This window comes from Aestuariibaculum sp. YM273, from assembly GCF_030908365.1.
In the GTDB taxonomy this organism is placed as follows: Bacteria; Bacteroidota; Bacteroidia; order Flavobacteriales; family Flavobacteriaceae; genus Aestuariibaculum; species Aestuariibaculum marinum.
Genome location: NZ_CP133090.1, coordinates 797,131 through 813,191 on the forward strand (window position 1 = coordinate 797,131; position 16,061 = coordinate 813,191).

6 protein-coding genes are annotated in these 16,061 nt (G+C 36.2%); all 6 read right to left on the bottom strand.

Annotated elements, in window-relative coordinates; genetic code table 11:
- Nucleotides 1–3: 3 nt before the first annotated feature.
- The 6 genes from RBH94_RS03465 to RBH94_RS03490 all read right to left on the bottom strand — a co-directional run bounded on the left by RBH94_RS03465 (nucleotide 4) and on the right by RBH94_RS03490 (nucleotide 16,005).
- On the bottom strand, nucleotides 4–3,357 hold the full coding sequence (locus tag RBH94_RS03465) for a TonB-dependent receptor (RefSeq protein WP_307882379.1): 3,354 nt from the start codon (nucleotides 3,355–3,357) through the stop codon (nucleotides 4–6).
- Nucleotides 3,358–3,633: 276 nt separating this feature from the next.
- Nucleotides 3,634–5,595, bottom strand: coding sequence for a RagB/SusD family nutrient uptake outer membrane protein (locus RBH94_RS03470; RefSeq protein WP_307882380.1), 1,962 nt, complete (start codon nucleotides 5,593–5,595; stop codon nucleotides 3,634–3,636).
- Between the two features lie 17 nt (nucleotides 5,596–5,612).
- Nucleotides 5,613–8,936 (bottom strand): SusC/RagA family TonB-linked outer membrane protein, encoded by a 3,324-nt coding sequence (locus RBH94_RS03475; RefSeq protein WP_307882381.1) that lies wholly within the window; start codon nucleotides 8,934–8,936, stop codon nucleotides 5,613–5,615.
- A gap of 238 nt (nucleotides 8,937–9,174) precedes the next feature.
- Nucleotides 9,175–11,187: a glycoside hydrolase family 127 protein gene (locus tag RBH94_RS03480; protein ID WP_307882382.1), complete on the bottom strand. Its 2,013-nt coding sequence runs from the start codon at nucleotides 11,185–11,187 to the stop codon at nucleotides 9,175–9,177.
- A gap of 13 nt (nucleotides 11,188–11,200) precedes the next feature.
- Nucleotides 11,201–13,678, bottom strand: coding sequence for a polysaccharide lyase family 1 protein (locus RBH94_RS03485; protein WP_307882383.1), 2,478 nt, complete (start codon nucleotides 13,676–13,678; stop codon nucleotides 11,201–11,203).
- Nucleotides 13,675–16,005, bottom strand: a complete 2,331-nt coding sequence (locus tag RBH94_RS03490) for a DUF5703 domain-containing protein (protein WP_307882384.1) — start codon at nucleotides 16,003–16,005, stop codon at nucleotides 13,675–13,677. Before RBH94_RS03490 ends, RBH94_RS03485 begins: the two co-directional genes overlap by 4 nt.
- Between the last annotated feature and the right edge of the window lie 56 nt (nucleotides 16,006–16,061).

Here is a 16,061-nt window from a genome sequence, read left to right on the forward strand (position 1 = left end):
AAATTAGAATGACACACTTAAATTCACGGTCCAGGTTCTAAGCGTTGGATACCTCTCGTATGATGTATCATACATATTCCTATATTTATTAGGGTATGGATTATAGAAATCCCATAAATTATTTCCTGTAATACCCAAAGACACTTTTTGAAGGTTAATCGGTTCTAAAATATCTTTTGGAACATCATACCCTACTGTTAAGTTTCTAACAAAACAACGGAATGTATCTAATTGCCAAAAATCTGAAGAGGTTCCTAAAGCTGCGTCATCATAAAAAGCGAGGTTAGGATATTTACCATTTACATTATCTGTTTCATCATACATATCGGTCCAATAACTTTCATGCGACCACATATTGTGAGAAGACGATGTTCCTTGTTTTATTAAATCAACAAAACGTGCACCACCCCAAGATGTACTAATTTGAGATCTTAAATAAAGACTCTTATAATTCAATCTGATGTTTGTGGTAAAACCGTATGTTCTGTTACTATTTGCAAGCTTAACGTAATCTTCCTGTTTAGTTATACGACCATCACGTCCTGCCTGAGTACCATCGTTTGTATTAAAAAACCCAGCTACATCCTGATAGGCTAACATTCCTTTTCGTAAGCCATCTTTCGAATTTATATTTAAATAACTTGGATCAGTACCTGCATCACTAGCTAATGCCGTTAAATAATTCCAATAGTTATCAATATCTGCATCAGTTCTTAAAATACCATCACCTGTTGAAGTGCCTTTCCAGGTTTTAAAGCCCCAAACAGGAAAAAACTGTGAAGCACCTTCCTGAGTAATATTCTGTGACGGATGTACTAAAGGTTGCTCTGGGTATTTTTTAACTTCGTTTCCTGAGAAACCAAAATTAACTCCGACATTATAACTAAAATCGCCAGAATCTAATTTATCATTCCAGTTAACACTAAATTCAGATCCCCAAGTATCCATTGTTGCATAGTTTTGTTCTGCAAAACCACCTCCAACAGAAATTGGCACACCAATAGCTGAAGACATAACCGTTAACATATCCTTTGTTCTGTCGTAATAAAAGTCAGCTGTAACTTTTAATCTATTTTCTAAAACATTAATGTCAAACCCTAAGTTTTGTTTTAGATTAGCATCCCACCCTACATTTCTGTTAGGGTTCACTTGAGGTGTAAGTCCTCCTCCTAAAACACCGCCGTTTTCACCAAATTGAAAACCACTTTGACCACCTAGGTTGTATAACTGTACCCAACGCCAAGGTTGTACATTATCGTTTCCAGTTTTACCTATCGAATAACGCGTTTTAAAATAATCTACCCAAGGTAAAGCCTCTTGAAACCAGTCTTCTCTAGACATGATCCACCCCACTTGTGCAGAAGGGAAGAATCCCCAATAATTTTCAGGAGCAAATTTTGTTGAAGCATCACTTCTGAATAATAACTGTAATAAATATTTATCCTTATAACTATAATTAATACGACCTAAATAAGATAAAACTCCAGACTCTCCTTTATATGCTGTTGAGTTATCTGAAATCTCTCCTGCTGTTTCAAAAGTACCTAAATAATCCGCTGAAGTACCTTCATAAGCTAAACGTGTACTTTTAAAATCGCTTTCAGAACGCTCCATACCAACCATAGCGCTAATGTCATGATCACCAAAATCTTTCACATAGTTCATAAAGAAGTTGGATTGCGTGCTTCTACTTCTGTAATTACTATAATATACACGTGTACGTTGTGTATTCTCACGAATAGTGTAATCTCCATCATCAGCTGCACTAGCCAAGTGATTTCCTTCACTATTATAGTTTTTAATTTGAGCTAAAGTGTAAGGTAACTGAATTTGCTCAGTATATGATGACATTTCGTTGCGAGAAAACGTTCCTTTAATAGACAAACCATCTACAAACGGTACTTTATAGTTTAAAGACAAGTTAACGTTAAACGTATTATCGTCTTCAATTTGTTTAGAACCATTTTCTAAAGTTGCAAAATAGTTCCAACCAGCAATAGTACGATTTGTATTAGCACTTCCTAAGTTACGATCGGTTCGTGGAAACGGAGACATCCAATATTCTTCTCCATTTACTGTGGTATCCCAAGGCACATACTTTGGCATATGTAGCAACACGCCATAATCGGCCTGTTCTCCACTTGTTCTAGATCCATAACTACCATCATTTAAGGATACAGATTTCGTAAAAGACTTTTCTATAGATCCTGTGTTTCCGGAAATGGATGCTGATAAATCTAAATTATTAGTGATTTTTGCGTTAACTCCCGTACGGAAATTCCATTTATCAAATTCTTGATCACCAAGATTGGCTCCTTGTGTAAAGTAAGTAGCGCCTGCAAAATAAGTCGCTTTTTCTGTTCCCCCACTAACATTCAACGAATGTCTTTGTTGCACCGCAGAAGACCAAGCTTTATCTAACCAATCGTAGTTTAACGATTTCATTTCCTCCAGCTCATCATTTGAGAAAAGATTTGCACCATCATTATCTCGATTACCTGCTCTTAAAAAACGATTATGCCATAATCCAAATTCGTAAGCATTCATCGTTTTACTGTGACTAACAGCATCGTTAATTGCAAACTGGCTATTGTAACTAAATTGTGTTTTACCTTCTTTACCTCGTTTAGTTTTAACTACAATAGCTCCCTGTGATGCACGTGAACCATAAATTGCAGCCGAACCATCTTTTAAAACCGTTATACTTTCAATTTCAGAAGGATCTAATCGGTTAAAAGTCTCTAGGGTTGGTTTACCCGATTCAGGATCAATTTGTACCATGTCATCGATTACAACAAGCGGTATTGTTGTACTTCCGTCTTTGGAAAAACCATAAGTTTGGCGAATTTGAATTGACGCCGACTCCCCTGGTCTAGAACCTCCCCCTGAAATGGACATTCCTGGCACTTGACCAACTAAAGCTTCCGCTAAATTAGACACTGGTAAATCCTGAACTTCATTTGGCTTAATAGTTGCAATCGCACCTGTTAAATTCTCCTTTTTCTGAGCACCATAACCTACAATAACAACTTCATCTAAAGAGGCTGTATCCTCCTCTAGTGTGATATTAAATTGTGATTGCTCCTTTACGGACAACTCTGTTGTTTTCATTCCCACAAAAGACAGAACAATAAAGCCTTCTTTAGCAACGGAAATTTCAAACTCTCCATCAAAATTAGTTACCACACCGTTAGTTGTGCCTTTTTCGACAACATTAACTCCTGGTAGTGGAATTCCTGAAGCATCTACAACTGTTCCTGTAACAGTTTTTTTCTCATTGGTTTCTTGTGCATAGCCCACAAGTGTAACCAAACTGAAAATCAATAACATGAATAGATTTCCAATCTTATTTTTCATACTTATCTATTTAGTTTATAACAATTTTTTTTAGAAAAAATCAAGGTGATAATCCCCCTCGATAAATTCCCCGCTAAGTTTGGAAATTAAACGATATTACTGTGCTATTTTTGAACAACGGCCAATTTTATAAACAATATATTATGAATTACATAATTTTAACAGGTTATTTTATTCATTCATTATAAGAATCGCAATACTTAAAACAAAGAAAGAGAGCTAAATAGAATTCTATTTAGCTCTCTTTCTTATTAATTTTTTAAAATATAACTCTAACTAATTGAGCGGATCAAAAGAACCTCCCCAACCTTGTGTTTGCTGCAAATAAGGAGCTGTTTCCCACAACTGCTGATAAATACCGAAAAAATAATATTCATTATACCATCTAAAGGTAAATCCTGTTGGATCAACATTATCTCTAACTACAACTTCAAAATGATTATCGTATAAATAATCTAGATATTCAGAATATGTAGTTATACCATCTGGATACGTTGTAGCATCTCTATTAATTATCGGCGCATTAGCTCCTTTAAAAGGATCTACTGTTCTACCATTTTCATAATACGTATCAGCATCTGTTTTAGCAAAAGTGTAATAACCTTGTCTCCTTGACCCTTCAATCGGCTCTTGACCTAATCTCGAACAATAACCAAAATCATCATTAAACAACAACCAACGTCTTAAATCATGAAACCTTTTATTTTCATAAGCAAATTCAACTTTCCTTTCATTAATGACAGCAGCAAAATGTTGATCTCTAGAAGAAACTGATGCTAATCCGTAATGCCCATCTGTATTAGTAATTCCTGCTCGCTCTCTTACCTCTTCAATATAAGACTTTCCTTCTGAAAGATTATTAATACCTATAGCTGATTCAGCCAAATTCAACACAACCTCAGCAAAGCGAATTTCCATATAATCAGTTCCATTATTCCTAAAGTTATTATTGCTAGAAGAATTTGGGTTTGTAAATTTTCTTAAATACACTCCTGTATTGTTCTGAGGGTTAAATGTCGGAATTATTGGAGAACCAGGAGCAGAAGTTAAAGGATACCAAAAATAACTCCAATTTTTATAATTAGGATTCTCTCTGTATGGCCATATACTTCCGTTATAAGCAAAAGTGAAATAAAATCGTGGATCCCTATCTCTGTAGAAATGGTTCAAATCACTATTCGCATCATATGGCGTACCATCTGCCATTGGGAAAGCATCAATTATTTGCTTAGTAGGAGAAATGGCACCGTTTCCTCCTTGTTCTCTTGATCTCGATTGGTATTCTGTATAATTATTTTTCGCTATTGCACCTGTATTAGCAGCATAATCATTAAATCCAAATCCAAATACTGATTCCATACCGTTGTCTGAAAACCACATATTACCCCAATCAGGATCTAACCCTTTCCCTGAAGCCAAACATATATTATAAGCTTCTAGATTTGCATCGTATGCACGCTGCCACCTTGATTGATCGTCACTTCTGTTAAATAATGGGCTTGCCCAAGTTAATAACACACGACCTTTTAAAGCTGCAGCTGCAGCTGTTGTAATTCTACCGGCATCTTCTGATGTATATGGCCTTGCATTTTCTAATAAATCCTGAGCCATTTCAAGATCTGAAACAATTTGATTTATAGTCTCCTGAGAAGAACTTCTAGGTGTTTGAATACTCTCATCTTCTAAATTCGCAGGTTGAGCAGTTAGCACCAATGGTACTCCTCCATACAATCTTACTAATTCGAAATATTGCCAGGCACGCCAAAAATAAATTTGACCTTTAATTTGATTCTTGAAATCCTCCTCTAGACCTGAATAATCATCAACATTATCAAGATACAAATTACAATGTCTTATTCGTGTATAAGCCATATTTGTACTACTCGTACCCAACCTAGTTCCTAAAGATTTTAAACAATGGTTGTTTGCGATTGATATATCTGCCCATTCTCTATTCAAATCAACTTGACCTTCAACTTCATCTGAGGTTTTAGCAAATAAATCTGAACCAGAGTGTTCAGCAGCGGCTCTAGACCACATCGCCATATTGACATTTCCTCCAGGAAGCATTTGATTATATAAATAGTCAACATAACCGGTTGCCAAAAATTCATCTTGATATACACCAACATTCACACTGGAATAGTCCTTCTTTTCTTCTATAAAATCTGTACTACAACTGCATAAGACTAATGTAGTTATAAATATAATTAGTTTATTTATTTTAATATTTTTCATGCTTCAATTTTTATCAATTAAAATCCAACGTTTACACCTAATGAATAGGTTTTAAGTACCGGGTAGTTGTTGTACGACCCATAAGGACTTAATCCATAATCTTTGTAAGGGTTAAATAAGATAAACGGGTTTATCGCTACTAAATTTAATTTAAAGCTATTAAGCCCAATTTTTTCGGTAATCGTTTTAGGCAAAGCATAACTTAAATTAATATTACGCATTAACAAACTAAAGCTACTTACCTGCCAAAATTTAGAGCTAACAGTATTTATTCCTCCATCGCTATCTTGAACTCCTTGATTTATACCTCGTGATAAATTTGGTATATCACCATTAGGATTTAAAACAGGGTCATACATTCTACCCCAAAACGCTGGTCTGTTTTCATAATTTCCTGTTATTAAACCAGAATTTAATGGTGACTTCGCACTACCTACTTCTCTATATCCTCCCCAGTTAACACTTAGGACTGTATTTAAACTTATTCCTTTGTAGCCTAAACGAATTGTTGAAGCAAATCCTTGTGGTCCTTTTGCTCTTTTTCTTAACTGTATTTGGTCCCATTGGTTAACAATTCCATCTTTAGGACCAAAAGTTTTTGTTTCTGGATCCCATTCTCCACGGACATCCCTGTAATACAACATTCCAGGTTTTAAATTAGCAGCCGAAATGCCTAAAATTTGAGTGACTCCACTTTCCGCTATATAGTTATCAATATCTTCTTGAGATTTAAACATTCCTAAATAGTCGTATCCCCAAGTACCTCTGTCTGATGGTCCAGGTTGATTAGTTTGCCAAGGATACCAGTTATCTTCATTAGTAAAGTTACCTTCAATAATTTTATTATTATACCAACCTATATTGAAATTAACTCCATAAGTAAAGTCATCTCCTACATCATCACTCCAAGCAAGAGAAATCTCTGTACCCCAAGTATCAGCTTTTCCAAAATTTGAAGCAGAAATACCTCCTCCAACTGTAAATGGAACACCTGATGTAAAGTTCACCAACAAATCAGTTCCCATATTATAGAAGGTTTCTGCACTAGCAGATAATCTACTATCAAGAAATCTGGCTTCAAATCCAAAATTTGTTTTCAACTCTTGCCCCCATCTTACATCTTCATTAGCTATTACTCCCGGCTCTAAACCTCCCGTAACAGAAGAATTCCCTCCAAAAACAGCACCAGAAGTGATATCATACTGGAAATTTTGTCTCCATTGCCAAGGTCTTGTATCATCTTTTCCTGACAAACCTACAGAACCTCTAAACTTTAAAAAATCAATAGTATTGGATTTGAAAAACTCCTCATTTGATATTATCCAACCTCCAGAAATAGAGTAAAAACTTCCCCAATAGTTTTTAGGAGCAAACTTAGCCGATGCATCTGATCTGAATAAAAATTCGGCATAGTATCGACCATCATAATTATAATTAAGCCTTCCAATGTAACCTAAATCACCTGATTCAGTTCTCCAATTATAAGTATTCTCAGGATCAAAATCTCCAGTTGTTTGCCAAATCATACCATCCGACCAATCCGGAACACCATATTTTATAATACGCTCTTGAAATCTATACCTTTCTGACTTCTCTACAGCAAATAAAGCTGAAACACTGTGCTTTCCAAAATCCCTATCGAACATAGCTTGAAAACGTAATTGCTCATTACCGCTTCTTTCATTATCTATAAGTAGTCTATCTCCATTAACAATTTCATTAACAACTCTAATATCATTTGTCCCAAGAGGTCCGGAGCCACTCTCGTACATAACATAGGTCTGTCCTGGAGTAGTTAATTGATCAGCACCAAAAAACTCATATAAATTAAACTTACTTCCTAATTGACTTCCTCTTCCTCCGGCTTCTTGACGAGCATAACTTGCCTTTAACTTAAAGCCCTGAATAAAAGGCACATCATATTCAACATTTAAATTAATACCTACATTATTATCTGAACTTTCAGCTAAATTTTGCAACCTTTGAATTTCACCATAATGATAACCTGCTAAAGCATCATTACCACTTGAACCAATTTGAATTGCTGGCAAACCATTAACATACATTGGTAAAAAGGGCGCTCTATTTTGTAGTTGTCTAAAATCATTTTCTACATTTTCACTACCTATTTTACTTGTTGTTTTACTTTCATCTGTAAAAAACCCATTAACCTGAAAATTGGCCTTAAACCCTCTGGCTAAATTAACACTAGAGCCTGCTCGAAAAGACCATCTGTCATAATTTAGTGTCCCCAAGTTACCATCCTGAGTATAATATGAAATACCTCCAAAATAAGTTGCATCTTCAGAACCCCCTGTTAAATTAAGATTATGACGTTGCGTACCTGCTGAAGACCAATATTTATCCAAAGCATTATAATTTATAGTTCTAAAATGATCTAGCTCAGTAGGTGAGAAAAAATAAGTGCTATTTGGAACAGGGTCTGATGGATCATATGCTCGCCCCTCTCCATTACTACCATTCATTATATTGAAAACCTTTCCAAAATTATACGCATCTAACATTTCATTTCTATAGGTTTCATCGGCTACTGAAAAGTTTCCTGAATAGGAAAATCTTGCTGGTCCCTTTTTTCCCTTTTTTGTTGTAACTAATACAACCCCTTGCGCTGCTCTTGCCCCATAAATAGCAGCAGACGCATCTTTAAGGAATGAAATACTTTCAACCTGAGAAGCATCTAATGAATTAAATAAAGTTGGATCACTTAACCCTGTATTAGGATCAATTTGCATAACTCCATCAATTACATACAAGGGATCTGTTGCAAATCTATCTTTTGCTCTAATATTATTTCCGTCTACCGGGTTACGAATAGTTATCTGTGCCGGTGCTCCCGGACGTGATTCTCCTCCGGTTACATTAACTCCTAAGACCCTTCCTACCAGAGCTGACCCTAAGTTACCTACTGGCAAATCTTCAACTTCTGACATTTTAACTGTAGCTACAGACCCCGTTATAGCCTCTCGCTTTTGGGTTCCATAACCGACAACAACCACCTCGTCTAAAGCTTCTGTATCCTCTTTTAATACAACATTAAAATCAGTTCTTCCTTGAACCTTAAACTCTTGTGTTTTCATTCCTATAAAAGAAAACACAATGGTACTTTCCTCCCCAACTCGGAGTTGATACTTCCCATCAAAGTCCGTTACTACTCCATTACTTGTGCTTTTTTCTATAACATTAACCCCCGGTAAAGGTATCCCTGATGCATCTACAACGACACCCGAAATATCCCTTTTAACATTTGCATCTTGTGCAAAAACCGATAAGCTTAAAGTGAAAAAAAACAAAATAAATACATTAGTAAATGTCTTTTTCATACTTGTTTGTTTAGTTTAAATTGTTTAGTTCGTTTAAATTATAAATTATTACTTACATGTCCTAAGTAATAGCCCACTAATATTGTGAATTTAACAATTATCTGTTGTAATTTTTGAACTGCGACCGATTTTATAAATTTATTTTTATACAATTAGCGATTTCAAGTTTAAAATGAGGTATAAAAAAAGGGATGATTTTTCATATCACCCCTTCTGAAAACAATTTTCATAATACCGTTTAATAAGGTAACCAAACGGTCATTTCTTCCTGATTACGGTTACCCCAAGTATAATAAGGCACAAGCGTTAAATTAACTTCTTGTTTCTCCTTTAAAATTGGTCTGTACAATGTACTTTCCCAGTTATCATTTTCGACAAAGCCTTTGCAAGTAATTCCTTTAACATTTCTATTATTAATCACGATATCTTTTAAATCTAACTCTGAATAAATATCTAAAACAATGGAGTTAATTTCGGCTTTTTCAGATAAGTCATCAGACTCTAAACAATACACAATTGGACCTCGCTTCACAGCTACCTGATTTTTAGTTTCCTCAACCAAAGGATTTGCCTGCATCAATTCAACAGGCATTGGCAAATTCAATTCTATCACATCACCCTTTTTCCATTTTTTAGCTACTGTAGCATACCCTAAATTATAGCTAAAATGCATTTGCTTATCATTAATAGAAATCTGCGCTCCTTGACTCCAACCTGGAATTCGTAAATTTATTGCATATTCCGATTTTGGTGCCTTAACAATTTTTAAGACTATCTTACCATCCCATGGGTAATTGGTTTTCTGTTCGATTTCTAACTTATCACCATTGGGCGTTACTGTTTTTAAATCATTGCTTCCAAAAAGGTTTACGTATAAACCTTCATTTGATAAATTATAAGCATAATTCCCAATTTCAGTTAAGGTTCGTGTTACATTAGGTGCACAACAATTTGACAGTGCTATGTAACCTTCACGTTTACTACCCCAGCGTTGTTGAAACGGCAAATCTTCCGATACGTTTAGCGGGTTATTATAGCAAAATTCCTTTCCTCCTAAACTTACTCCTGACAATACACTATTATAAAGTGCTAATTCCACAATATCGGCATACTTGGCATCTCCTGTAATTTGCAACATACGCCAGTTCCATAGTACATTTCCTATGTTGGCACAGGTTTCATTATGAGCTGTAGCATTGGGTAATTGATACGGACGACCATACGCCTGATGAATTTTTTGAACGATTGAAGGATCATATACCGTCCCGTCTGGTGACACGCCATCATATAAGGCACCACAGGCTCCGGTGATATACATTTTTCTATACACCACATCTTCCCAAATCGACTTTAGGTTTTCCAGAAGTTTATCCTCACCTGTTTCGGCATATAAATCTGCAATTCCAGCATACAAATAATTCGCTCTTACCGCATGCCCCATTGCAGTCGTTTGTTCTCTAAATGGCACGCGATCCTGGTTGTCATCTGTACCATCATCTGTGGTTCCTCGAATATCTATTAAGTTATTGGCTAATTCTAAATAGCGTGGATCTTTAACCGTACGGTACATTTCAACAATACCCATATAATGTGACGGACAAATGGCGTTTCTCGCTAATTCTGGCGACGCTTTTTTATAAAAATCATATAAGAAATCGGCAACACCTTTTGCTACTTCTAAAAAATTCGTTTTTCCAGTAGCACGATAATGTACACAAGCGGCGGTCATTAAATGTCCCATGTTATATTTCTCGAATCCTAATTGCTTCTGTAATTCTTCAGGCCCTAAGGTTCCCCAACGTTCTTCAATTAGTACGGGAGTATTAATATATCCATCTTTTCGTTGTGCTTTTGCAAACATGGCAATAGCTGTATCCATTTCCTTATCCAATTCCGGATCTTGCGTCACGGCATATGCTGCTGCCATACCTTCAAGGATTTTATAAAAATCGCCATCGTGAAATGAAGGACCACTATGCTTGCCCTTTTCTAAACCTGCTGCTATTTTAAAGTTGGCATAGGCATGTGTAATGGAATCGTTATGATACAAATCCCACATGTAAGGCAAGGTGTTTTCAACACCTATATCAAACTGCTCTTTCCAAAAACCATCAGTCCACTGCACATCCTGTAAATTCACGCTATGCAGTTTTGTATGCGGACTATCAGCATTTGCAACCAGCCCCTTGTCTTGAGAAAACGACAAAGCACTTGCTGCCATTAGTCCGATTAAAACTATTTTATTTTTCATTTGTTAATACTTTTTATTTCACAAACACATTTATCAATCTTGTCATGGTATCACCTTCTGCATCCTTAACCGAAATACTAAACGAAGCAAAGCCTTTTTCCGAAGGTTGAAAAGCTAACTTTCCATTTTTCAACTCAACCATTCCGTTAACAACATTTGAAAAACTATACTTAGGTTTACTTTCATAACCTTTAAAATAATCGGCAACATTGAATTCTAAGGTTTCGCTTTCTGAAACAAAATAATGCGGTTCTGCCATCCAGTTTAAATAATCCTCCAATTGAGTAAATCCGTCTTTATCCTCATCTTTATTCGCATCTGAAAAATCATTAGCAACGGAATTCAAATTAAAACCTTTAGTTTCTTCCCACCAATTTGGTAAACCATCATGATCAGTATCCCAAGATTCAGAGCGTGTTTCACTACTATATTCAGGAAATCCACCAGCATCTAATTCTGTATCAATCATACCTGGCAACCCACTTTTACTACCTTTAAAGGTATACGTACCTTTCAACGTTTCATCAATAATACGTTGATCATGTTTATCGAAATACGGTTGTGTTGAACCAACATCGGACAATACATTTTTGTATGCTGATTGTGCTGATTGAGTATTCACATAAGATGGAAAAAACGGCTCACCAACAAAGGTTTCGTAATCGACAATTTCATTATTTTTAATACGCGAACGTCTTCCTTTTTCCTGACTATTTTCATCAAAATAACCTGGCATCACGTTACCTTCAAAATAATAGCGCTGACTTCCTTTGCCTACACCCTCATGATCGGCTGTTAAGGCTACAAAAATATCGGTTGCCGCTCCAGGCTTGTAATAGTTATTTACAAAATTCACCTCGTTAGCACCACCATCGGTAGTGCGGTGTCCCCAGTTGTACACAACATTATTTCTAATATCTAAACGCCCTGAATAATATCCATCTCCGTTTAATCCGCCACCCATACTCCAGTTTCTTCCGTAGTTATGCGCTAATAAGTTATGATGAAAACTTCCAATATCTCCACCAATAGTCGCTGCGTAACCGTGCATTTTTCCTGTTCCATACTTACCATGCTCTGCCACATTTAAAGCTTCGGAAATCAATGTTCGTTGTAACGTGATATGGTGTGCTCCACGCGAGCTAAAGGACTCGTCAATCGTCCAACTGATTGAACAATGATCTATAATACTGTTGTTTGCTCCGGTAAGCCCCATACCATCGTATGTTCTACCCGCACCAATTCTAACACGTACAAAACGCATAATCCCTTCATCACCTGTTAAACCAACTGGCGCTCTGCTAATCGTTATCCCTTCGCCAGGAGCAGTTTGTCCTGCAACAGTAACGTAAGGGTCGCTTATAACTAATCTCGATTTTAATTCTATATTTCCAGACACATTAAAAACAATCGTTCTGGGACCAATGTTATTTGTTACGGCTTCACGGAAACTGCCTGGCCCGTCATCATTTAAATTAGTCACCTCAACTACTTTTCCTCCACGGCCACCAATTGCAAAACGCCCATAACCCTCGGCACCAGGAAACGCTAATTGAGCAGGTCTGAATGACCATACATTTCCTTGAGTTATGTCTCCAGTGGCATCAACAGCATCAACACGCCAGAAGTAAGTATTCATACTATATAAATCGCTAACCTCATAGTTATTAGTAGTAAATGTACCTTTATATAATTCGGAAGATTCATCGGCATTAAAAACCGCTTCCTTATCTTCTCCAAAGTAAACATGATACTCTTTAGATTCTTTAGGTGCCTGCCATTGTAAATTCAGCTTATCGTCTATAACAACGTGCTCATCTGTATTTTCAGGATATGGTGTATTGGCTTGTTTTTTAATATCTGGCGTATCAATTTCAAAACCATTAACCACCAATTGCTTATAGTAGAAAGCATCATGCCATTGCTCGGTTCCTAAGTCCATTTTAAACTTTACAATAACATCTTTATCTGCTTCGGCATTAAATTTCAAATAAGAAGTACTTGCTTCAACTTTTGAAAATGCTCTGTTACTTGGCTTCACTGTTTTTACTAATTCATCATTCACATAAACTTTGATATCCGGAAAATCTCTGGCTTCAATTTTATCGAATGTGTTATGAAAAGTCAGCAATGAGTGTTTTCCAGGTTTTAATCCGCTGATTGAAAACTCCAAACTATCACTAACGACTAATCCATCGCTAATTAATTGCGCATAATGAGGAGCACTCATACCAAGTTTAAACCATTTTGAATTGATTGCCCCGTTAAGTTTGACAGTAACCTCTTCAAACGATTTTTCATCACTTGTTCCTTCGTTAATTACCCAAGATTGATATAGCGGATCATGAACCTCAGATATACGTCTGCCCGAGAAATCAAAATCCACTTTTACGGTTTGCTTTTCTGTCGGTTTGTTTCCCTGACATTGCACATTTAAAAGCGCAATTGTTGACAGAAACAAACAACTTATCGCGTGTTTTACTTTTCTCATTTTAGTTTAAGTTTATTTTTTTCAATTATTGTAAAATCTAACAGATTTTGAATATCCTTCTTCCTGCTTTCAGGAACAACTTTTATAATTTCTACCTCACCGTTTTCAAGTCTCGCTTCAACGGTAGTGTTTTGAGTTGCATGTAATTTAAAATGTACATCCCAGTGTTTTGGCCATGCCGGAAACAATACAATTTTACCATCTACTTCCTGCATAAGCATCTCCTGCATACCTATCATACCCGAGCCTCCCCAGTTATGGTCAGGAACCCAATCGAAACCAGGCCCCCAGAATGTTGGAAAACGCCTTTCGGAATTCGCCATTTTCAACAAGGTATATTTTGAAGCTTCATTAGTCAACCCAAGTCTGGCAGCCATAATATTGGCTTGCTTCCACCCAACATGACTTCTGAATTTAATTAAATCTTCATCTAATTTATACGTATTCTGCGCCACCTCTAAATCTGGTTGTCCTATGCCATACAATTTCCAGGGGTATACAGGATACAACTGTGCGGCTTCTGTATTATTAATACGTTCCCAAGTTTTCGCTGGAGATAATACCGTTTGATGATTAATCTCTCTGAAATTTAAAGGGGGAATACGCGTTTGAAAGCCTTTTAAATATTCAACGTCTTCTAAAGTTAAATCTTCCGATGACAACTTCAATAGCTTTTCAGTCATCACCTTTAAAGCCGAAATGGTACTATTGGCATTATTCGCCATTTTGTAAGTCTCTACTGCCGAACCTGGAAACAACACTAAATGTCCGTTGGCATCTAAAGCTTTTCGTCCACGTTTCTTGGCCAAATACTGATAGTGTTCATCAAAAAAACGGAGACAACTTAGAATGAAATCGTTATACTTGTTAATATCGATATTAGCATATTCCTTTTGTTCCAGCATCATTTTACAGAACTCAAAAACGGTATCCCACTGGTATTCTAACCAAGCGTTGTATTGCAGTCCCGGATCGTAATCTGCAGGACGTTTCCAGTCGTATTCAGCTGGGTTTGGCAAGCCAAAATTTTCTAATTGTTCGGTAAACGCTGCACCATTGTGATTCCAATAGACTTTACTACGTAATTCAGCATTTTTTTGAAGTGTTAAATAATAATCTAACTGCGATTCCATCATATCGAAATCGCCACTTTTCAACATCGGAAAATATACTAGTCGCTGATTTTGTTGCGTCATAGTACCACCGCCCCAATTTCTAAAATCGGGAGTAAACGTATGATCTTCTTTTGTGTAAACCGGATCGTAAGTAAACAACCCGCCATTAAATTTTGTTGGGTATTTTCCGTAGGCATTACAGCCTAACATGTACCGAAACAACTGATAGTTCTGCCCGATTTGATAAACAGAATCCTTCTGTGTTTTGTTATCGGTTTTTGTATAAATAAAACTTCGATTCCAGAAGTTATTCCACCAGGTTTTTGTTTCCTTTTCTTTAGATTTATATGAAGTTAATAAATCTTGTATCCCTTGTTTCCACAGAGAAACATCTTCATTTTGAACCGTATGTAAATACAATTCCAAACTGTGCTTTTTACTTGGTTTTCGACTAACCAGACTAAAGCCTTTAAAATCGGTATTCACATATTTCCCAGTGTAAACGCCTTTAGATTTCATATTCGTTCCCTTCATTAAACCTCCGAAAGTGAGATGTTTTAAAGGGTTCATCATCTCTTCTTTAACCGACTCCATTTTTTGCTGTTTTACAGCAACATCAAACACTGTGTGCTCTCGGTTTCTATGATAAAACTGAATGCCATTATCTTCAAAGGAAATGGAATCCTTGTAGGTTATAATATCGCCTTGTGGCGCCCATTTGTAAGAATTGGAATTATTCGAACGACCTTCAACTTTTCGATTTTTATATCGCCAGCTTTCGTACGAGGCTTGCATAGTTAAAGCCTCTTTACTTTTTACATCAACATGAATCACCGGACAGAACACATCAACCCAAAGTTTCACTTCGGTTTTGTTTTGCGATACGACAACATAGCCATCTTTTAAATTTAATTCCTGATGAAAACCTTGATCATCCTTAAACGGATTTGGCGTTAGTTCTACTTTAACACGTCCTAATTTCAATAGAGTATTATGCTCATCGAAGGTGCCACTTTTTGAAAAATAGAAATACAGATTGCCTTGTTCAACCCAAACATTCACACCAATATCACCACCTCCTAAAGGCATAGATTCAGATGTATTTTTACTTTGTGTCGTCCACACTTGATTGTAATTTTCAAGCGTAGGGATTTGTGCTTTTACTGAAAAAAGCGCTGTAAAAAGAAATATGTGGAGTACTAATTTTTTCAATTTTCTTTATTATCAATTATTTTGTCATGCCGAACTTGATTCGGCATCTCATAAAA

Bases quoted from the DNA above. Each gene is read 5' to 3' on its own strand.
- RBH94_RS03480 (WP_307882382.1), bottom strand. From the start codon at position 11,187: ATGAAAAATAAAATAGTTTTAATCGGACTAATGGCAGCAAGTGCTTTG.
- RBH94_RS03470 (WP_307882380.1), bottom strand. From the start codon at position 5,595: ATGAAAAATATTAAAATAAATAAACTAATTATATTTATAACTACATTA.
- RBH94_RS03465 (WP_307882379.1), bottom strand. From the start codon at position 3,357: ATGAAAAATAAGATTGGAAATCTATTCATGTTATTGATTTTCAGTTTG.
- RBH94_RS03475 (WP_307882381.1), bottom strand. From the start codon at position 8,936: ATGAAAAAGACATTTACTAATGTATTTATTTTGTTTTTTTTCACTTTA.
- RBH94_RS03485 (WP_307882383.1), bottom strand. From the start codon at position 13,678: ATGAGAAAAGTAAAACACGCGATAAGTTGTTTGTTTCTGTCAACAATT.